A 19,655-nucleotide genomic window follows, 5' to 3' on the forward strand; every position below is an offset into this window, starting at 1 on the left:
GTACTCCTCAGCGGCGCGCCACGCCATGAGGCTGTATGCAATCCCCGACCAGAGCGCAGAGGCCCCTGAGCCCAAGGCTCAGCCAGCCCATGAAATAGCCCTGCCACCGATCCGCGAGATCGTCGAAATGATCTTCGAGCTTGTAGAGCAGCTTGGACATCTCCCACCTCGTGTCTCAACGGTAGGTCCCCACGCTTAAGAAAAAGCTAACCTGCGATTGGGGCTGTCAGACGGCGGGAGTGAGGTCAATTTCGGCCAAAATCGACGTTCTAGGCGAGTATCAGACCCCCTCGACGACGGTAATGTCGATCGTGCCGGCTCCAGCCCGCAGGGCTTTGGCCTCCGCATATTCGGGGCTCGTGGCATAGCCCAGCGCATGCTCGTAGCTCGGAAACTCGAGCACCACGTTCCGCTGCGTACCCTTGCCTTCCATGATCTGGCACTTGCCGCCGCGCACGATCGGCCGCCCCTCGTACTTGTCGAGCGCGACCTTGGACTTGGTGACATACTGCCCCCACTTCTCCGGATCCGTGACGGTCGCATGCGCGATGACGTAACCCTTGGCCATGAACGCTCTCCTGAAGATCTATGATGAGTGAGTCTAATGCGGGCCTGACGCGCCGGCGGTCGCCTTGGCGATCACCTCGCGGATATGGTGAATGAAGGTCTCCGCCGCGAGCTTGGGATCGTCGGCCTGCGTGATCGGGCGCCCCACCACGATGTGATTGGCCCCCGCCGCGATGGCATGCTCGGGCGTCATGACGCGCTCCTGATCGTCCGTCGCACTACCGGTCAAGCGGATGCCGGGCGTGACGATGAGGAAATCCGGTCCCGTGGAAGCACGGATCCGCGCCGCCTCCTGACCCGAAGCGATCACCCCGTCAAAGCCGGCGGCATGCGCCAGCTCTGCACGGCGCAGGACGAGATCGGCAGGCGAGAGCGTCGAGCCCTGCTGGCGCAGATCCTCTTCCGTGAGGTTGGTCAGCACGGTCACCGCAAGCAGCTTGACCTTGCCCGAGGCGCGCCCCGCAACGGCCGCCCGCAAAGTTTTGAGATCGTGGCCATGCACGGTGAGAAAAGTGATGTCGAGCTCGGTGGCATTGGCAACGGCACGCTCGACCGTGTTCCCGATGTCGAGCAGCTTCATGTCGAGGAATACGCGCTTGCCGCGACGCCGGAGATCTCGGGCAAGATCGAGGCCTCCCGCAAACAGCAGCTCGAGCCCGACTTTGTAGAACGACACCGTGTCGTCGAGCTTGCTGACGAGTTGGCGCGCCTCTTCGACGCTCGGCATGTCGAGGGCGACGATCAATCGGTCTCGGACGGTATCGTGGCTCATGGGATCAGCCATGCAGCACATGCGCAGCGCGCGCCAGCTTCTGGATCAGCCGCTTGAAGTTCTCCTGGCTTTCCTTGTTCTTGAGGTGGCCGTTGTCCTCGAAAGCCTCGCCTGCCTTCGGCACGGCGAACTGATCAGGCAGAACCAGCGCATTGAGCCCGAGCTCGAGCACAGTCCTCACCGTATTGACGCCGCGCAATCCGCCCATGCCTCCGGGCGAGGCCGAGCCCAGCGCGAACACGCGCGTCTTGTAGACGGCAAGCGGCTCCTCGCCCTCGATGCGCACGCGGCTCACCCAGTCGAGCGTGTTCTTGAGCAGCGGCGTGATCGACGCATTGTATTCGGGGCAGGCGATGAAGATGCCGGTGTGCACTTTCATCAGCGCTTCGAACTTCCGCGCGTTCTCCGGGATGCCCTCGAGCGCCTGCAGGTCGGCATCGTAGAGCGGCATGGGATAGTCGCCGAGATCGGCGAATGTCGCCGCAAGCCCGTTGGCCTCCGCAATCTCCGCGCCGAGCCTCGCGAGGCGTTTGTTGTAGGAGGCATCGCGCGCACTTCCGGCGAAGAAGAGGAGCTTGGTTGAAGAAAGGCTCATGCGTCCTCCAGGGTCGCCAACAAGGCAAACGAGCGCGGGTTATCCGCTCTTGCCGTCGAAAAAGTCCTTCACCCGCGCAAAGAAGCCGGCGCTCTCCGGGCTCGTGCCTTTGTGACTCTCGCGCTCGAACTCTTCCAGCAGCTCCCGCTGGCGCCGCGTGAGATTCTTCGGCGTCTCGACATCGACCTGGATGTACATGTCGCCGATCGTTTTCGAGCGCAGCACCGGCATGCCCTTGCCCTTGAGCCGGAATTGCTTCCCGCTCTCGCTGCCTTCGGGAATCTTGACGCGGCTCGCCGTGCCCTCGAGCGTCGGCACCTCGATCTGCCCGCCGAGCGCCGCCGTCGTCATGGAAATCGGCACCTTGCAGAACAAATCCGCCCCGTCGCGCTGAAAGAACGAATGCGGCTTGATGGAGAGAAAAATATAGAGGTCGCCGGGCGGTCCGCCGCGCAGTCCCGCTTCGCCGTCACCGACCAGGCGCACCTTGGTTCCATCCTCGACACCGGCCGGAATGTTGACCGACAGCGTCCGCTCGCGCATCACGCGACCCGCACCCGAGCACGCCGGACACGGATCGTCGATCACCTCGCCGCGCCCAACGCACGCCGGACAGGTCCGCTCGATGGTGAAGAAGCCCTGGCTCGCGCGCACCTTGCCGATACCGCCGCAGGTCGGGCACGTCGTCGGCTTGGTGCCGGCCTTCGCCCCGCTCCCCGAGCACGTATCGCAAGCAACGCTCGTCGGCACGCGGATCTCCGCCGCCTTTCCCGTGAAGGCTTCGTCGAGCGTGATTTCCATGTTGTAGCGAAGGTCGGCCCCGCGCTCACGCGAGCTGCCGCGCCGCTGGCTGCCACGCCGCCCACCCATGAATTCGCCGAACAGATCGTCGAAGATGTCCGACATCGATGACGCGAAGTCGGGCCCGAAGCCCGCACCCGGATGACCACGCCCCATGCCGTGATCGAAGGCGGCATGGCCGAACTTGTCATAGGCGGCCCGCTTCTGCGGATCCTTGAGCGCTTCGTAGGCCTCGTTGAGATCCTTGAAGCGCTGCTCGGCATCCTTGTCACCCGGATTACGATCCGGATGGCATTCCTTGGCGAGCTTGCGGAAGGCGGATTTGAGGTCCTGCTCGCTCGCGGTGCGCGGCACACCGAGGATTTCGTAGTAATCGCGTTTGGCCATGGGAGGGCATTCTATCCGGCGGGCGGAGGCGGGAAGCAAGCACTATCACGGAACAATTGGCCTTAGCCTTTCCGCCCGGCAACACCCGCTGCAAAAAAAGCTCTCCCCGGCCTGCGGAGCGCGCATGTGCCGGGGAGAGGGGTCCCGAAGCAGGCGTTTAGCCCGCCTTCTTCTTGTCGTCCTTGACCTCTTCGAAGTCCGCGTCGACGACATTGTCGTCCGCGTCCTTCGCGGAGGGGGCATCGCCCTGGTCGGCATCGCCGCCCTTGGCGCTATAGACCGCCTCGCCGATCTTCATCGCCACCTGCGCAAGCGACGTGGTCGCCTGCTTGATGCGATCGACATCGTCGGAGGCGATCGCCTCCTTGGCAGCCTCGACGGCCTTTTCGACGTCGGCCTTCACCGCAGCCACCGCCGGGTTCGACCCGTTCTCGACGAGTTCCTTCTCGGTTGCGTGAATCAGGGCTTCGGCCTGGTTCTTGGCCTCGACCTGCTCGCGCTTCTTCTTGTCGTCGGCCGCATGCGCTTCCGCGTCCTTCACCATCCGCTCGATCTCGGTATCGGAGAGACCGCCGGAGGCCTGGATGCGGATCGACTGTTCCTTGGCCGTCGCCTTGTCCTTGGCCGAGACGTGCACGATGCCGTTGGCGTCGATATCGAACGTCACCTCCACCTGCGGCACGCCGCGCGGCGCCGGCGGAATGCCGACCAGATCGAACTGGCCAAGCAGCTTGTTATCGGCCGCCATCTCGCGCTCGCCCTGGCTCACGCGAATGGTCACCGCATTCTGTCCATCCTCGGCCGTCGAGAACACCTGGCTCTTCTTGGTCGGGATGGTCGTGTTGCGATCGATCAAGCGCGTGAACACGCCGCCCAGCGTCTCGATGCCGAGCGAGAGCGGCGTCACGTCGAGCAACAGCACGTCCTTGACTTCGCCCTTGAGAACGCCGCCCTGAATCGCTGCGCCGACGGCCACCACCTCATCCGGGTTGACGCCCTTGTGCGGCTCCTTGCCGAACAACTCCTTGACGACCTGCTGCACCTTGGGCATGCGCGTCATGCCGCCGACCAGCACCACCTCGTCGATGTCGGCCGCCTTGAGGCCGGCATCCTTGATGGCTTGCTCGCACGGCCCGCGAGTCTTCTGGATAAGGTCGTCGACAAGGCTTTCGAGCTTGGCGCGCGTGAGCTTCATCGTCAGATGCTTCGGACCCGACTGGTCCGCCGTGATGAACGGCAGGTTGATCTCGGTCTGGGCCGACGAAGACAGCTCGATCTTGGCCTTCTCGGCAGCTTCCTTGAGACGCTGCAGCGCGAGCTTGTCGTTGCGCAGGTCGATGCCCTGCTCCTTCTTGAACTCGTCGGCCAGATAGCTGACGAGCTTCATGTCGAAGTCTTCACCGCCGAGGAACGTGTCGCCGTTCGTGCTCTTCACCTCGAACACGCCGTCGCCGATCTCGAGGATCGAGATATCGAAGGTGCCGCCGCCGAGATCGTACACGGCGATAATCTTGGCACTGGTCTTCTTGTCGAGCCCATAGGCGAGCGCAGCTGCCGTCGGCTCGTTGATGATGCGCAGCACTTCGAGTCCGGCGATCCGGCCGGCATCCTTGGTTGCCTGCCGCTGGGCGTCGTTGAAGTAGGCGGGGACCGTGATCACGGCCTGAGTGACTGTCTCGCCGAGCTTGGCTTCGGCCGTCTCTTTCATCTTCTGCAGGATGAACGCCGAAATCTGCTGCGGCGAATATTCCTTGCCGTTGGCCTCGACCCAAGCGTCGCCGGTCGGCCCCTTCACGATCTTGTAGGGGACGAGCTTCTTGTCCTTCTCGACCATCGGGTCGTCGTAGCGCCGTCCGATCAGGCGCTTGATGGCGAAAAGCGTGTTCGTGGGATTGGTCACCGCCTGGCGCTTGGCCGGAAGGCCGACCAGACGCTCGCCATCGTCCGTAAAGGCGACAATGGACGGGGTTGTATTCACGCCTTCGGCATTCTCCAGCACCCGGGGTTTGCCCCCTTCCATGACGGCGACGCACGAGTTCGTGGTGCCGAGGTCGATACCGATGACTTTTGCCATGTCTCCGAAATTCCTCTTCGTTGCGGCAGACCGTCCGGACCCTTTGCTAGGCCGGCGCCCGGTTGTGTCTCTTCGCCTCCGGATGGAGGTCTGGAGTACGGTCCCCAGGAGAACAATTGATGATGCGCGGTTATATAGGGTGGGCTTTTCGGCACGCAACGGGCCGACGAAACCGCCGCACGATCAATTTTGGGGCTCTTGGTTTAACACTTCTCACAGGCGCGGACGCAAGACCTTTGGCGCCACAAGCGACGACTTGGCAGCGGCGAGCGCAGGTGCCGCGACGCGGGCTGAGCTTTACTTGCCTGATCAACTGTTACCGATCGGTCCCATTTGATACCTCGCCCACCTGTCGCGCCACCGGCCTGGCCTTCCGCCGTTCTACGAGGCGTCCGTGTCGTCGCCGGAACGCGGACCGTCGGACGCTTGAGCCGTACCGTCGGCGCCAGCCGAAGTCTCGCTCTTCCCAGCTTTCGGCCCGCCCTTGGCCACCACCACCATCGCCGGCCTGAGCACGCGATCGTCGATGACGTAGCCGCATTGGAACACGTCCAGGATGGTGCCCGGCGGCACCTCCGCGTTCTGCATTTCCATCATCGCCTGATGCTGATGCGGATTGAACGGCTCGCCCTTCGGATTGACGCGCTTGACGCCGTTCCGCTCCAGTACGTTGATGAACTCGCGCTCCGTCATGCTAACGCCGTCGACCAGGCTTTTGAGCGCGCTGCTCTCCTCGACCGCTTCGCCTGGCACCGCCTGAATGGCGCGCTCGAAATTGTCGGCAACCGTCACCACGTCACGCGCGAACTTGGTAATCGCGTACTTGGCGGTTTCCTCGCGCTCGCGCTCGGCGCGCTTGCGAATGTTGTCCATCTCCGCGTGCGCGCGCAGAAGGCGGTCCGTGAGGTCGGCAATCTGGCCCTGGAGAAGATCGACCTCGGCCGCGAGGCGGTCGGCCTCTTGCCCCGGCTCGGCCGCAGCTTGAAACGGTGCCTTGGTTTCGGATCCTGGCGTCCCGCCCTCCTTGGAGCCAGGGTCGTTGGGATTTGTCGTCTCGTCAGCCATTGAAGCTCCACGTCTCAAAAAAGAGGGGGGGCAGCGCCCGGGCCGGATACCAGCCTTGCAGAGCCGCCGAAGATGGGCCCGATATCAGCCCCTAAGATGAAAAAATCAAGTCAGGACACGGCTCACCAGTCGGGCCGTGTAGTCCACCATCGGTATGATTCGCGCATAGTTGAGACGCGTCGGACCGATGACGCCGAGAACTCCAACCACCTTGCGCTCGGTATCGTGGAACGGCGCCACGATCAGCGACGATCCCGACAACGAGAACAACTTGTTCTCCGAGCCGATGAAAATACGCACGCCCTCGGCATGCTCGGCAAGCCCGAGGATCTGCGACAGGTCGCGTTTGGTCTCTAGATCGTCGAACAGTTGCCGGATCCGTTCCAGATCCTCGATTGCGGTCAAATCTTTGAGCAGGTTCGCCTGCCCGCGCACGATGAGGCTCTTGCGGTCGTCGACGGTGCCGGACCATTCGGCAAGTCCCGCCTTGATCACCTTCTGCGTCAGCTTGTCGAGCTCGGCCCGCGCCTTCCCGAGCTCCGTCTCGACGGAGGCGCGCGCCTCCCCGATCGTGAGCCCGCGAATGCTCGCGTTGAGATAATTGGCAGCCTCGACCAGCGCCGACGGCGGCAGCCCGGCCGGAATGTCGATCAGGCGGTTCTCGACATTCTGATCCTCGTCGACAAGCACCACCAGCGCCCGCAGCGGATCGATGGGAACGAAGTCGATGTGCTTGAGGCGGGCCACCTGCTTTTCCGCCAGCACCACGCCGGCGCAGTGCGAGAGACCCGAGATCATCTCGCCCGCTTCCCTCAGCACCTGATCGAGCGACTTGCTGCGCTTGACGGCGATCTGCGCCTCGATCTGGCGCCGCTCCTCCTCGGAGAGGTCTCCGACCTCGAGCAGCCCGTCGACGAACATCCTGAGCCCCGAGTGCGTCGGCAACCGCCCCGCTGAGGTATGCGGCGCATAGATCAGCCCCGCATGCTCGAGATCGCTCATGACGTTGCGGATCGACGCCGGTGAGAGCGCCATCGGCAGGACACGCGACAGATTGCGCGAGCCAACCGGCTCGCCCGTCGCCAGATAACTGTCGACGATCTGCCGAAGAATGGCGCGCGAGCGCTCGCTGAGCTTTTTGATCTCGGACTGAGCTTCGGACATCGGCAGATTTCGCACTTTCATCGACGCTGGCGCAAGGAGCCTAAAAATGGCGGACCGGCTCGTCAATGCAAGAGCCGCCGAGCCCACTGGTAACCTTGAGCACCGCCCCAGGGCGGGCATGTGATTGAGGTTGATCCGGCAAGGCCGCTCCCGTAGGGTCGCGCCAAAGCACGGCCGGGTGGACGGGGAGCGCGCCCCACGACCCGGCGGCACGCCATCCGCAACAATATAGAGCTAACATGCGCCCGTCCAAACGCCAGCCAGGCGAGCTTCGCCGCGTTTCTCTCGAGCGCGCCGTATCCATGCACGCCGAAGGCTCGTGCCTGATCAAGTTCGGCAATACCCACGTGCTCTGCACGGCCAGCCTGGAGGAGCGAATTCCGCCGTGGCTCAAGGGCCAGGGTCGCGGCTGGGTGACTGCAGAGTACGGCATGCTCCCGCGCGCCACCAGCGAGCGCACGCGCCGCGAGGCGAGCGTTGGCAACCAGTCCGGCCGCACGCAGGAAATCCAGCGTCTGATCGGCCGCGCGCTCCGCGCCGTTGTCGATCTGCCGAAGCTCGGCGAGCGTCAGATCTCCATCGACTGCGACGTCATTCAGGCCGACGGCGGGACGCGCACTGCCGCCATCACCGGCGCCTGGGTGGCGCTCTACGATTGCATCCAGTGGATGAAGCTGCGTGACATGGTGAAGGACGGCGTTCTGCGCGACCACGTCGCGGCCGTCTCCGCAGGCCTCTACAAGGGCTCGCCTGTTTTGGACCTCGATTATGCCGAGGACTCTGCGGCGGATGCGGATTCCAACTTCGTCATGACCGGCGCCGGCGGCATCGTCGAGGTGCAAGGCACGGCCGAAACCGTGGCCTTCAGCCAGGAAAGCTTCGACCAACTGATGGCGCTCGCGAAGAAGGGCATCGCGGAACTCGTCGAGCTGCAGAAGCTGACCGTCGCCTGAGGCGCGGCGGCAGACAGAGCGCATAGACCGCAAAACATGCGGTCTGTCGCCAGCGTCGCCCTGCCCGAGAAAAGGAGCTCCATGCTCACTGGACACATGGCCCTGACCGTTGCAGCCCTATTCACCGGCGCGGCATTCTACATCAACTTCGCCGAGCAGCCGGCGCGCTTGACGCTCGACAACCGCGCACTTCTGACCCAGTGGAAACCGAGCTATGCGCGCGGGTTCGCGATGCAGGCCTCCCTCGCCGTCATCGGCTTCCTGCTGGGCGCCGGAACCTGGTGGCTCACGGGAGATTGGCGTTGGCTTGCAGGCGCCCTCGTGCTGCTCGTCAACTGGCCATTCACGCTGTTCGTGATCATGCCGACAAACTATCGTCTCAACATGACTCCCCCGGAATCCGCCGGTCCCGTGACGCGCGAGCTGATCCAGAAATGGGGCGGCCTCCACGCCGTGCGCACCGTCCTCGGGGCCGTTTCCACATCGGTTTTCCTATGGGCGCTCAACTGAAAGTCTTGGAAACTGTGCTCTACGCGCCGGATCTTGCCGCCGCCGAGGACTTTTACGGACGCGTGCTCGGCCTGAGCATGCATGCGAAGGCCGAAGGGCGGCACGTCTTCTTCAAGCTCGAGAACCAGATGCTCCTGATCTTCAATCCCGATGCCACCAAAAAGCCAGGAGCAGGCGCGCTGCCCGTGCCCAACCATGGCGCCGAAGGCCAAGGGCACGTCTGCTTCGCCGCCGACACCGCCCAGCTCCGCGAATGGCGCCACCGCTTCGCCGACGTTGGCGTTCCCATCGAGGCTGACTTCGAATGGCCCGGCGGTGGCCGCTCCATCTATGTGCGCGATCCCGCTGGCAACTCCGTCGAATTCGCGGAACCGAAGATTTGGGGGATCGAGGCATGAAGCAGCTCGAACCCGGCAGCCGCCTCGTCGTCGCCAGCCACAATCCCGGCAAGGTGTGGGAGATAAAGCAGCTGATCGCCCCCTACGGCTTCGATGCCATCTCTGCCGGCGATCTCAAGCTCATCGAGCCCGAGGAGACGGAGCCGACGTTCGAGGGCAACGCGCGCCTCAAGGCACTCGCCGCCGCCGAGGCATCGGGCTTGCCGTCGCTCGCCGACGACTCGGGCCTCGAGGTCGACGCGCTCGGCGGCGCACCCGGTATTTACTCCGCCCGCTGGGCCGGCCCCGGCAAGGATTTCGCCCTCGCCATGGAGCGCGTCCACGACGCCCTCGCCGAGAAAGGGGCCTGGGACGGCCTGCCGCCGCGCGCAAACTTCATTTCCGTGTTGTGCCTCGCCTGGCCGACCGGCGAGCACCGTCTGTTCGTCGGGCGTGTGTTCGGCACGCTGCGTTGGCCGGCCCGCGGTGGCAACGGTTTCGGATACGATCCGATGTTCGTGCCCGACGGCGCAAGCCAGACATTCGGCGAGATGGAGCCGGAAGCAAAATACGCTGTCTCCCACCGCACGCGCGCGTTCGAGGCCTTCAAGCGCGATTGCCTGGAGCACGTCCCGAAAGCCAATGCCGCCGCCGGAAAAGGACGCGACCTCGAAGGTCTCGAGGCCGCCGCCCGCAATCTGTCGACGCAACTGGAATTGGCACGCTTTGTCGCCGGCCTCCGCGAGGATCTGGCCCGCAACGGCGCCTCCTGGAGCGCACACGATATCGCAACCTTCCTCGCCGCCCTTGAAACGGCGGTGGCTTCGACCGACGTTCCCGACGCAGAGCCGCGCTGGCGCACGCTGGCGCGCGCCTTGCTTGCCGCCAGCCGATAGAGGACAACGGCAGGCGGCGAGTGGCGAACCATAACCGGATCGAAATCGATCCGGCATAGAGAGCACCGAGCGACGTGTCCCACGACGAGCCGGGTTTCGGCGTCTACATCCACTGGCCGTTCTGCGCGCAGAAGTGTCCCTACTGCGATTTCAATAGCCATGTCCGCTTCGGCGGGTGGGACGAGCCGCGCTATCTGGCGGCCTACAAGCGCGAGCTCGATCACACCGCGCACCTCATCGCGGGCAAACCGAGAACCGTCTCTTCCATCTTCTTCGGCGGCGGCACACCCTCCCTGATGAAGCCGGAAACGGTCGCGGCCATCCTCGATCATATCGGGGCTCTCTGGCCGGTCGCACCCGGCGCCGAGATCACGCTCGAAGCCAATCCCGGAAGCGTGGAAGCCGCCCGCTTCGCCGGCTACCGCGCAGCCGGCGTCAACCGGGTCTCGATCGGCGTGCAATCTCTGCGCGACGCCGACTTGAAACGCCTCGGCCGCATCCACTCGGTCGACGAAGCCAAAGCCGCCGTCGCCATTGCACACCGCACCTTCGACCGCGTCTCCTTCGACCTCATTTACGCGCGCCCCGAGCAGACGCTCGAGAGCTGGCGCGACGAGCTCGCCGAAGCCCTCGCCATGGCGAGGGGGCATCTCTCGCTCTACCAGCTCACCATCGAGCCCGAGACGCGCTTCGCCGATCTCTACGCTAAAGGCCGGCTCGTCATCCCTGCCGCCCAGGACGCTCACGACCTTTATGAGCTGACACAGGAGCTGACCGCGGCCTCCGGCCTCGCCCAATACGAAATCTCGAACCATGCGCGCCCCGGCGAGGAGAGCCGGCACAATCTCCTTTACTGGCGCTACCACGAATACGTGGGCGTCGGACCGGGCGCCCACGGCCGCCTGAACGCGCCGGACGCCCACCTCGCGACGATGACCGAGCGCAATCCCGAGCGCTGGCTGGCGCTCGTCGAGGAGAAAGGCCACGGCATCGCCGACACGGAGAGTTTGTCGCCGGCCGCGCGCGCCGACGAAATGCTGCTCATGGGCCTGAGGCTCGACGAGGGACTGGACCTCGACGCGCTGGCCCGCATCGGCGGTGTGGCACCCCGGCCTACCGTCGTCTCCGGCCTGATGAGCCAGGACCTCATCGAGCGGCTTCCCGCGCGCGCTGCTTCGAGCGAGCCGGGCCTGGACGAGATCCGCGCCTGCCTGGGGCCGGGCCTCGCACCTGCGGGCGTTGCACGGCCCGCACCCCTCGGCCGCATCCGCGCCACCAAGGCCGGCCGCTTCCTTCTCAACCAGCTCGTGCTCGAATTGTCGGCAGGCTTCGATCCCGTGACGCCCGCGCTTCACCACGACGAATGCGCCGCAATGGACAACCGGCCTGCCGCCCACTAATCAGCCACAGGCACACCTTTCTGGGGGGAGCACGCAAGCGATGATGCGGCGGCTGTACGATTGGATGATGGCGAAGGCCAACTCTTCCCGCGCGCCTCACGCGCTCTTCTGGGTGTCGTTCATCGAAAGCTCGTTCTTCCCGATCCCGCCGGACGTCATGCTGGTGCCGATGGTGCTGGCAAATCGGCTCAAGGCCTGGTGGTACGCAACCATTGCCACCATAGGCTCCGTCATCGGCGGCGTGTTCGGCTACATGATCGGTTACTTTTTCTTCGAGCAGATCGGCCAGCCGATCCTCGAGTTCTACGGCAAGGCCGAGAGTTTCGGCGAGTTCACGAGCTGGTTCAACGAATGGGGCGTCTGGATCCTGATCATCAAGGGCATGACACCGTTTCCATACAAGGTGCTGACCATCACCGCCGGCGTGACACACATGCCGCTGATCGAGTTCATGGTCGCGAGCGTCATCGCCCGGGCCATGCGCTTCTATCTCGTCGCCGGCCTTCTCTACTTCTTCGGCGATCCGATCCGCGACTTCATCGAGAAGCGCCTGAGCCTCGTGACAACCGTATTCGTCGTCTTGCTGGTATTGGGCTTCATCGCCATTAAGTACGTGTTCTGAATCACGATCGCTCGGGCCTGTCGGGCCGGCGCGCGAACCATCGTCTCGTCAAGAGATTGGGCCTGGAGCGGAGAGTATGCTGACATTCGATACGCCCGAGCGCAGCGCTGCGTACCGCTACGGCGGCCTCACCCTTTTCCTTGCGGCAGCGGTCATCCTGACCGCTCTCGCCTTCCAGTACCTTGGCGGCTACGCGCCGTGCCCGCTGTGCCTGATGCAGCGCTACGCCTATTACGCCGGCATTCCACTGCTGTTCGTCGCCATGGCGCTTGTCGCCGAGATGCCTCGTCTCGCCGGCTTCATCTTCTTCGCCGTCGCCCTCGCGTTCCTGGCCAACGCTGGGCTTGCTGGCTATCACGCCGGCGTTGAATGGAAATTTTGGCCGGGACCGGACACCTGCGGCACCGCATTGCCGCTTCCGACCGACGCGTCGGATCTCCTCGGTAGTCTCGACTCCATCCGCGTCCCGCGCTGCGACGAGGCGGCGTGGACCTTTGCCGGCCTCTCCATGGCGGGCTGGAACGTGATCGCCTCGCTGGCGGCCTTCGCGCTCGCCCTCAAGGCCGCCTTCCTTGCGGCAAGCGCGCGGGATTGATCCGTCCGCGTTTTCAACGCCTTCTGGTTATCAACAAGAGACGCCGGTCGAACAAATATGTTGGCCGCTGAAGCTCTTGCGCGATAGCCGTGTGGCCGCATCGCATCTTGTCAACATCATATCGCGCAGAGGCCAAGTTTGCGCCTTCGCGTGGCCACAGTGTCACGGTTAATTGGTCTCATTCGCGGAACACAAAAGGAACTTCTGTTGTGAGCGTACCGCGGTGGGAAGGGAAGTCGAGGTCAGGTGAGTCCATGCTGCAACAGCAGCGGGATGTGCCGCCGGAAACTGCAACCTCCCCAGTGTCGAGGCAAACGAGAGACGAGCTCCCCCGCTCCGTGCTCGAGTTTTCAACAAGTGTCCGTTCCGTCGTTCGGAACCCGTTGAGTGAGCGTTGCGTCAGTAGCGTACCGAGTGCCGTTGCGTTGCGTAAGCGTGAGTTGCGTACCAGTGAGTGGCGTACAGGCGTACCGAGAGTAACTGCGTACCCCCCTGCATCCCCCAGAGACACGCTTGTCGGCGTGTTCGACAGAATGAAGCGAGCCGCTCGGACGAAAAAGTTCGTGTGTATCTCCGAGCGGCTCGCCACCCAATCGTAGAGTTTGCGTCCCCTGGCGTAGGCGTGAAAGCGAGAGCTTTGACGCGCGCGTTCTGCCGGGCCGCGTAGCAAGTGTGAGTGAGAAAATGCCGGTTGAAGAGAGTGCGTGGCGTTCCTTGAGTGATGTTGTCGGTTGCGTTCTCGAGGCAGCCCGTGGTGAGCGGACAGCCCCAGCCGCCGAAAGCATCGGAAAATAACACGGGCCGCGGTCGAAGCCCGGGGTAGTGCGTAGCTCGACCATGAGATTTAGGAGGCCAAGCCTATCGCTGGCCTCCAACGAAAAGGCAAGCATACCGAGCACCTGACGAGCAGTCCCAGTTGGTGCCGCATGAACCGGTCGCGCGTAGTGGCACTGAAGACGCCGGTGTGCTTGCCCCCCTTTGCGTAGCAGTAGAATTGAGGAGCGATCGATGATCCCCGCACATATCAATCCGCTAGAGTGGCATCAGGCCGTCGGCATTGCGCGCCAGTCCTGCGCGCGCTTCTTCCGCGACGGCGGAACGGCCGAGGATGCCATGCGCGCCTTCGGCGCAGATGTGACGTCCCCCGACGCTGCGGATTGGGGAAAGGCCGTCGAGGCCATCGCCTTCACGCTCTGCGCGCGCGGCCAGAAGCGGGCCGCTTGAACCAGGCGACCGGCCGGAGCTTAGAGGCCCCGGTTGAGCCTGCAGGGCACGCGCTCCCGCGTGCCCGTTGGTTACACGTTAGACCTTCCAATCTCTGGCCCCGGCAACGGGGCCTTTTTTTATGCGAGCCACACCGCCAGCCCGTGACTTGACTGTCGTCCTCGGACTTGTCCCGAGGATCCAGATCTCAGCGGACCATTGGGGGTGAAAACGGCGGTTGCCGCAAAACCCGCTTCCAGGCCCAAGGCCTGGGATGACGGCAAAGCCGAGTAACCGAGCTAAGGCTCGAGTTCGGTATCCCAGTAGAGATAGTCGAGCCAGCTGTCGTGCAGGTAGTTGGGCGGGAACAGCCGTCCGTTGCGGTGCAGTTCGAACACCGTCGGCCGGTACGGCATCTGATGCGGACGCATGCCCGCATCCCACGGCATCGCACCACCCTTCTTGAGGTTGCACGGCGCGCACGCCGTCACCACGTTGTCCCAGCGCGTCTGGCCGCCGCGCGAGCGCGGGATCAGATGGTCGAACGTCAGGTCCTCGCGCGAATTGCAGTACTGGCAGGAGAACCGGTCACGCAGGAACACGTTGAACCGCGTGAAGGCCGGGTAAAGCGCTGGTTTGACGTAGGTTTTGAGCGAGACGACGGAAGGAAGCCGCATCTCGAAACTGGTGCTCCGGACCGTACGGTCGTACTCGGAGACGATGTTGACGCGATCCAAAAAGACAGCCTTCACCGACTCCTGCCAGCTCCAGAGCGACAACGGGTAGTAGCTCAGGGGCCGGAAGTCGGCGTTGAGAACCAGTGCCGGAAACGACTCCGGCGTGGCAGCATGAGCATTCACAAGCTTGCTTCCAGTCGGTTCTTGTCGAATCGGGGCGTCACCCCCGCTTTCGGGTGCGGATACTAGCGACGCGTGTCAGCTCTGTGAAGGCCCCCGCCCACAGGAGAACTTTCTGCGTCGGATCAGTAAGATGATCGTGATTTATACGGGAAAAATGGCCGATCGGATGACCGCGCGGCCTCACGAATCGCGATGCGCGTAGAACGACCAGAGCAGCCGGGCGGCAACCCCACGCCAGGGCCGCCAGCGCTCCGCGATCTGCTCGAGCTCGCCCGCACTGGGTCTCGTACCGAGCCCGAATGCGCGCTGCGCCGCAACCTGAAGCGCAAGGTCGCCGGATGCAAAACCGTCGGCATGGCCAAGACAGAACAGGGTGTAGATGTCAGCCGTCCACGGCCCGATGCCGGTGATCGCCAGGAGACTGGCGCGCAACTCATCATCCGCCACCGGCGTCTCCAGATCGAGCGCACCGCTCGCGATCGCTTCCGCCGCGGCACGCAGCGTCCTGACCTTGCCCACGGACAGCCCCGCCCCTCTCAGCGTTCCGACGTCCATCGCAAGCAGGTTCGGCGCATCGAACGGGTCGACGGCGAGAGCCGTGCGTTTCCAGATCGCATTGGCGCTCGCAGTCGAGAGCTGCTGGCTGACCACGACCTGCGCCAGTCCGACAAACCCGGAGACGTGGCGGCGCAACGGCGGATCGCCGACAAGCCCGTGCACGCGCTTCATCACGGGACAGAGCTTGCCCAGCGCCCGGGCACCCGCGCGGATGTCTCCGTCGGTTTCGATCACGCGCGGGCGACCGCGCGAGACGGTTCGCAGAATTGCTTTTTGTGGACGGGCTTGCTTCGGCATGGCTGGAACACGCTCACCGCTTTTCGTTCTCCACATGCCAAAGTAGGGTGAAGAACGCGAGATGAGAATGTCTCGCCTTCAGGTGGTGAGGTGGTGTGATGCGGCACAACCGGAAAGGGCGCTGGTCGAGAAATGCAATGATCCTCGGTTTGGCGGGCGTTGCCCTGACGCTTGCGACCGGCAGCCAGGCAGCACGCGTCAAGCTCGCGCAATGGGAGACCATTCAAAGCGAGCGCTACGGCTTCATGATCGCCTACCCCGGCTCGGTCTTCATGCCGAGCCAGAGCGTATCCGCCGAGGACGGCCATGTCCTCGTCTCCCGCGATGGCGGCGCCCGTCTCCTCATTGGCGCCTTCGACAACGAGGCCGCTGCGACACTCGCCGAATATCGTGACCAGATCCTGAGCGAGAACTACAGCGGCGCCGATCTCGATTACGCACCGGTCAAGAAGCGCTACTTCGTCGTTTCCGGCACGCGCGGCACCATGCATTTCTACGAACGCGTCAGCTTCACCTGCAACGGACGCTACATCAACAGTTGGGCGCTGCTCTATCCGGTCTCCGAGCGCCACATCTATGATCGCATCGTCGAAGCCATCGCGCCCACCTATTCGCCTGGCGCCGGCCGGACCGGGCAATGCGATTGATCGCACACACATGGGACACGGCGAGCCCAACATGACCACGCGGCCTGTCCTGCGTTTCGCACCCTCCCCGAACGGCGAGTTGCACCTCGGCCACGCGCTCTCCGCCCTCGTCGGCTTCGACATGGCGGAGCGGCTCGGCGGCCGCTTCCTCGTGCGCATCGAGGACATCGACACCACGCGCTGCCGCGAGGAGTACGTCTCGCAGATCTTCGACGATCTCGCCTGGCTCGGCATCACATGGGAGGAGCCGGTGCTGCGCCAGAGCGAGCATTTCACCACCTACGGCAAAGCCGCCGACTGGCTGCTGAAGCTCGGCCTCCTCTACCCGTGCTTTGCCACGCGATCCGAAATCAGTGAGGCGACGGAGACCGCGCCAACCCCGCCGGCGCTCGATCCAGACGGCACGCCGCTCTATCCTGGGCTTCACAAGCACCTGCCGAAAGAGGAGATCGCCGCACGTCTTTCTCGCGATGAGCCGTTCGCATTGCGCTTTCACATGGACCGCGCCCTCGACGCGCTTGAAGGCATCACGGGCAAGCGCCGTATTTCGTTCCGGGAGCTGGACGAGCAGGGACGCGCGGAGACCATCGAAATGGATCCCGCCGACTGGGGCGATGCCGTCATCGTGCGCAAGGATGTGCCGGCGAGCTACCATCTTGCCGTCACCGTTGACGACGGGCGCCAGGGCGTGACGCACGTGACGCGCGGTCGCGACCTCTATGCGGCGACGAGCCTGCACCGCCTCCTGCAAGTGATCCTCGGCCTCCCCGAGCCCATCTATCACCACCACCGCCTGTTGACGGATGCCGATGGCCATAAGCTCTCGAAAAGCGCCGGCGACACGTCCCTTCGCCAGCTTCGCGAAAAAGGCATGAGCAAGTTGCAGATCCGACAGCGCGTGGGATTGCCGCCACAGAACGTCGAAGGGAATCTTTCGTAAACCAATTTTTACGATGGTAGACCATCGGGTTGTCACCTAGACTTTAGAAACTGTTTACTTTCTCGTTTCAGGCCTCTCAGGTGAAGAAGCAGCCGCGCAAGCCACGGCAGAAAGCTAATCAGCACCGCACGAGAAGCGATGTGGCTGCGCCGAGGCGCGCATGGACGCCACCCAGAAAACCCCATTTCGAGGACGTTCTCGCCACCGCCGGGCACGCGGCGGTCTCCGCGAGGCGTGCGCTCGCCCGCTTCGCTAATGCGGGGCGAGCAGACTTTAGACGCCTCGCCCGTCGCGTCGCGCCGACCGAGCTCGGTCTCAGTTTGCACCGTCTCCGTGCCGAGGCGCGCGCTTTCTCCCTCCCCTATTCGCACGACGAGCGCCAAGCCCTGCTGCTTCTGTTTCTGCCGTTTCTGCTCGTCGCGTCCGCCATCGTCGTCCATCAATCCGTGCGCACGCTGCAGAGCTACCTGACGGCCGTCGCCATTCCCGACGTCGAAATCGCACCTGTCCGCCCGAGCCTCACAGCCGAGATGCCGCCCGCGCCACGACTTGTCGCCCGCGAAGCAGCCCCCATCCGCACCGCCCTGGCTCCCGTTCGCTCCGAGAGCGAAGCCCGCTCATTGCCAGGCCCGTCGCTCACACTCACACCATCGCCGATGACCGCCATGACGAAATCGGCTTTGGCCCCCGAGATCGTGCTGGAACCGAGCGCAGACAACACCGCACTCCCGCAAGCCGTCGCTGCGAGCCCTGCCGTAGCGCCCGCCGAAACCCGTCTTGCACTGCTCGCGCCCGCCGGCGACCTCCACCGGAGCATCCGGCCGCTCACACCCGACCCCATCGACTCCTTCGAGGCCGATGAGGGCGGAAAGCCCATTCGCGCCGGAATTTGCTCGATCGACGACGCCAAAAGGACGGCAACGCCGGTATCGTTCGTGGCCCGCGATGACGCCCCCCAGAGCCTCGGCGCCGAGACCTTCGGGCTGCGTCTCGCGCAAGCCGCCGAAGCCCAAGCCGGCGCCTTCGTCATCTACAACGACGCCTATCGCAGCATCTCCTATCCCATGGGCGACGTGAACACGCTGTTCGGCGTCTGCACCGACGTCATTGTGCGCGCCTATCGCGCGTTGGGCCTCGACTTGCAGGCACTCGTGCACCAAGCCCGCGCCGGCAGCGGCGACACCAACATCGACCAGCGCCGTACCGAGGTCCTTCGCCGCTTCTTCGCGAAGGAAGGCGAGAGCCTGCCCGTCACCACATTCCCCGAGGACTACCGCCCCGGCGATATCGTCACCTACTACCGCCCGCAGAACCAGCGCACGCGCGCCCACATTGCCATCGTGTCGTCTGTCACGGCACCGTCGGGACGGCTGATGATCGTGCACAATCGCGGTTGGGGCCCGCAGCTCGAGGATGCGTTGTTCGTGGACGAGATCACGGGCCACTTCCGCTATCGCGGCCCCGCCACGACGCGGAACGCCGCTCGCGCGGACAACAGCGGCGTGAGCCCGGTCATCGGCTCGGCTGCACCGGTCCTGCCGGCCTCGTACCCCGCCTCTCGCAGCCCGCCCCGCGACGCGCGCAACCCATAGCGGCACGACGCCTCCGAATTGTATCGGCCAGCCTTTCCGTTAATCGATCATTAGCCATACCATTTCAGGATTGTTTCGTTTTCGCGGGCGCCGAGAAAACGAGACGGCATGAAAACGCGCTTGCCTAAAGGTGCGAATAAGCTCAGCTTTCGACCGCCCACCGAAATGCCGCGAAACCACGCCGCGCCGCAAATGCGCACCGCGTTCCGGATTCGCGTCGCCTCGAGCAGGAATGGGATTTCCGAATGCTTGGCTTCCGCATCAATCCGCCCGGGCCGTTCTGGTTCGAGGATCTGATGTTTTTCGTCGTCGACGAGGCTCGGCGACTGCCGAAGCGCGCCAACGCGGTCGCCCGTGGCATTCACCGGCTCGCCGGCAAAGCCGCCGCCTTGGATCTTCGGACGCTCCTGCAACGTGGCAAGGCGGCAGAGCCGGTCGCCCCGGCCCCCGCAATCGCGCTGCACCGCGAGGTCCCGCCGCTCGACGAGCCCGAGGCCTGGGCCCTCGCCACCGAGCCGCTGACGGCCGCCGGAGCCGGGGCGCAGACGGCAGTTGCCATGCACAAAGCCGCCGCAGAGCAGCTGGATGCCCTGACCTATGTCCTGGATCGCATGCGCGAGGAGCTGCGGCCGATGATGACGTACGCGCCCTTCAAGGACGACAACATCCAAGTTCTTCACGATCCGGCAGCGCTTGAGACCTCGATCGAGGCGCTCCTCGAGTTGTCGCGGCAGAACGAAGCCACGCGTCCTAAGAGCCGCGTCAGAACCGCCGCTTAGA

Annotated in this window: 22 protein-coding genes; 12 read left to right on the forward strand and 10 right to left on the reverse strand. The window is 64.3% G+C overall.

The features are described from left to right. Positions 1 to 7: 7 nt before the first annotated feature. The 8 genes from QZV93_RS06120 to hrcA all read right to left on the reverse strand — a co-directional run bounded on the left by QZV93_RS06120 (position 8) and on the right by hrcA (position 7,446). Complete coding sequence (locus QZV93_RS06120) at positions 8 to 160, reverse strand: hypothetical protein (RefSeq protein ID WP_295556848.1); 153 nt, start codon at positions 158 to 160, stop codon at positions 8 to 10. Positions 161 to 280: 120 nt separating this feature from the next. After that, entirely contained in the window at positions 281 to 568 is a 288-nt protein-coding gene (locus QZV93_RS06125) for a DUF1330 domain-containing protein (protein ID WP_295556850.1), read from the reverse strand. 33 nt (positions 569 to 601) lie between these two features. After that, the gene (gene pyrF, locus QZV93_RS06130; RefSeq protein ID WP_295556852.1) at positions 602 to 1,339 is read right to left on the reverse strand and encodes an orotidine-5'-phosphate decarboxylase; all 738 of its coding nucleotides are present in this window, start codon (positions 1,337 to 1,339) and stop codon (positions 602 to 604) included. A gap of 4 nt (positions 1,340 to 1,343) precedes the next feature. Continuing rightward, the gene (locus QZV93_RS06135; protein WP_295556854.1) at positions 1,344 to 1,934 is read right to left on the reverse strand and encodes an NAD(P)H-dependent oxidoreductase; all 591 of its coding nucleotides are present in this window, start codon (positions 1,932 to 1,934) and stop codon (positions 1,344 to 1,346) included. Positions 1,935 to 1,973: 39 nt separating this feature from the next. After that, positions 1,974 to 3,122 carry a molecular chaperone DnaJ gene (gene dnaJ / locus QZV93_RS06140; RefSeq protein ID WP_295556856.1) on the reverse strand — a complete coding sequence of 383 codons (1,149 nt, stop codon included), beginning with the start codon at positions 3,120 to 3,122 and terminating at the stop codon, positions 1,974 to 1,976. Positions 3,123 to 3,279: 157 nt separating this feature from the next. Beyond that, positions 3,280 to 5,196, reverse strand: coding sequence for a molecular chaperone DnaK (gene dnaK / locus QZV93_RS06145; protein WP_295556858.1), 1,917 nt, complete (start codon positions 5,194 to 5,196; stop codon positions 3,280 to 3,282). Between the two features lie 381 nt (positions 5,197 to 5,577). Beyond that, positions 5,578 to 6,261, reverse strand: coding sequence for a nucleotide exchange factor GrpE (gene grpE, locus QZV93_RS06150; RefSeq protein ID WP_295556860.1), 684 nt, complete (start codon positions 6,259 to 6,261; stop codon positions 5,578 to 5,580). A 105-nt stretch (positions 6,262 to 6,366) separates the two neighbouring features. Beyond that, positions 6,367 to 7,446: a heat-inducible transcriptional repressor HrcA gene (hrcA, locus tag QZV93_RS06155; RefSeq protein ID WP_295556862.1), complete on the reverse strand. Its 1,080-nt coding sequence runs from the start codon at positions 7,444 to 7,446 to the stop codon at positions 6,367 to 6,369. Between the two features lie 218 nt (positions 7,447 to 7,664). On the opposite strand from hrcA, the gene rph reads away from it, so the two are divergent. The 8 genes from rph to QZV93_RS06195 all read left to right on the forward strand — a co-directional run bounded on the left by rph (position 7,665) and on the right by QZV93_RS06195 (position 14,002). Further along, entirely contained in the window at positions 7,665 to 8,378 is a 714-nt protein-coding gene (rph, locus tag QZV93_RS06160; RefSeq protein ID WP_295556864.1) for a ribonuclease PH, read from the forward strand. 81 nt (positions 8,379 to 8,459) lie between these two features. Continuing rightward, on the forward strand, positions 8,460 to 8,888 hold the full coding sequence (locus QZV93_RS06165) for a DUF1772 domain-containing protein (RefSeq protein ID WP_295556866.1): 429 nt from the start codon (positions 8,460 to 8,462) through the stop codon (positions 8,886 to 8,888). Continuing rightward, on the forward strand, positions 8,873 to 9,286 hold the full coding sequence (locus QZV93_RS06170) for a VOC family protein (protein WP_295556868.1): 414 nt from the start codon (positions 8,873 to 8,875) through the stop codon (positions 9,284 to 9,286). The genes QZV93_RS06165 and QZV93_RS06170 overlap by 16 nt, the downstream gene beginning before the upstream one ends. After that, positions 9,283 to 10,161 (forward strand): RdgB/HAM1 family non-canonical purine NTP pyrophosphatase, encoded by an 879-nt coding sequence (gene rdgB, locus QZV93_RS06175; RefSeq protein WP_295556870.1) that lies wholly within the window; start codon positions 9,283 to 9,285, stop codon positions 10,159 to 10,161. The genes QZV93_RS06170 and rdgB overlap by 4 nt, the downstream gene beginning before the upstream one ends. A gap of 74 nt (positions 10,162 to 10,235) precedes the next feature. After that, on the forward strand, positions 10,236 to 11,561 hold the full coding sequence (gene hemW / locus QZV93_RS06180) for a radical SAM family heme chaperone HemW (RefSeq protein WP_295556871.1): 1,326 nt from the start codon (positions 10,236 to 10,238) through the stop codon (positions 11,559 to 11,561). 40 nt (positions 11,562 to 11,601) lie between these two features. After that, on the forward strand, positions 11,602 to 12,183 hold the full coding sequence (locus tag QZV93_RS06185) for a YqaA family protein (protein ID WP_295556873.1): 582 nt from the start codon (positions 11,602 to 11,604) through the stop codon (positions 12,181 to 12,183). 76 nt (positions 12,184 to 12,259) lie between these two features. Then, a complete protein-coding gene (locus tag QZV93_RS06190; RefSeq protein ID WP_295556875.1) occupies positions 12,260 to 12,778 on the forward strand; it encodes a disulfide bond formation protein B in 519 nt (172 codons plus the stop codon). 1,008 nt (positions 12,779 to 13,786) lie between these two features. Continuing rightward, on the forward strand, positions 13,787 to 14,002 hold the full coding sequence (locus QZV93_RS06195) for a hypothetical protein (protein ID WP_295556877.1): 216 nt from the start codon (positions 13,787 to 13,789) through the stop codon (positions 14,000 to 14,002). A gap of 278 nt (positions 14,003 to 14,280) precedes the next feature. Here QZV93_RS06195 and QZV93_RS06200 read toward each other — a convergent pair whose 3' ends face one another. Together QZV93_RS06200 and QZV93_RS06205 are read right to left on the reverse strand one after the other, a co-directional pair. After that, the gene (locus QZV93_RS06200) at positions 14,281 to 14,841 is read right to left on the reverse strand and encodes an HNH endonuclease (protein ID WP_295556878.1); all 561 of its coding nucleotides are present in this window, start codon (positions 14,839 to 14,841) and stop codon (positions 14,281 to 14,283) included. 180 nt (positions 14,842 to 15,021) lie between these two features. Beyond that, the gene (locus QZV93_RS06205; RefSeq protein WP_295556880.1) at positions 15,022 to 15,633 is read right to left on the reverse strand and encodes a DNA-3-methyladenine glycosylase 2 family protein; all 612 of its coding nucleotides are present in this window, start codon (positions 15,631 to 15,633) and stop codon (positions 15,022 to 15,024) included. Between the two features lie 200 nt (positions 15,634 to 15,833). Here QZV93_RS06205 and QZV93_RS06210 point away from each other — a divergent pair, with 200 nt between their 5' ends. From QZV93_RS06210 to QZV93_RS06225, 4 genes are all read left to right on the forward strand, one after another. Next, positions 15,834 to 16,343 (forward strand): hypothetical protein, encoded by a 510-nt coding sequence (locus QZV93_RS06210; protein WP_295556882.1) that lies wholly within the window; start codon positions 15,834 to 15,836, stop codon positions 16,341 to 16,343. Positions 16,344 to 16,374: 31 nt separating this feature from the next. Further along, the gene (gluQRS, locus tag QZV93_RS06215) at positions 16,375 to 17,283 is read left to right on the forward strand and encodes a tRNA glutamyl-Q(34) synthetase GluQRS (protein WP_295556883.1); all 909 of its coding nucleotides are present in this window, start codon (positions 16,375 to 16,377) and stop codon (positions 17,281 to 17,283) included. Between the two features lie 320 nt (positions 17,284 to 17,603). Then, positions 17,604 to 18,875, forward strand: a complete 1,272-nt coding sequence (locus tag QZV93_RS06220; protein ID WP_295556884.1) for a DUF1287 domain-containing protein — start codon at positions 17,604 to 17,606, stop codon at positions 18,873 to 18,875. Between the two features lie 245 nt (positions 18,876 to 19,120). Beyond that, on the forward strand, positions 19,121 to 19,654 hold the full coding sequence (locus tag QZV93_RS06225; protein WP_295556885.1) for a hypothetical protein: 534 nt from the start codon (positions 19,121 to 19,123) through the stop codon (positions 19,652 to 19,654). Position 19,655 lies beyond the last annotated feature (1 nt).

The sequence above is a fragment of the uncultured Hyphomicrobium sp. genome (genome assembly GCF_902826555.1).
Taxonomy (GTDB): domain Bacteria; phylum Pseudomonadota; class Alphaproteobacteria; order Rhizobiales; family Hyphomicrobiaceae; genus Hyphomicrobium_C.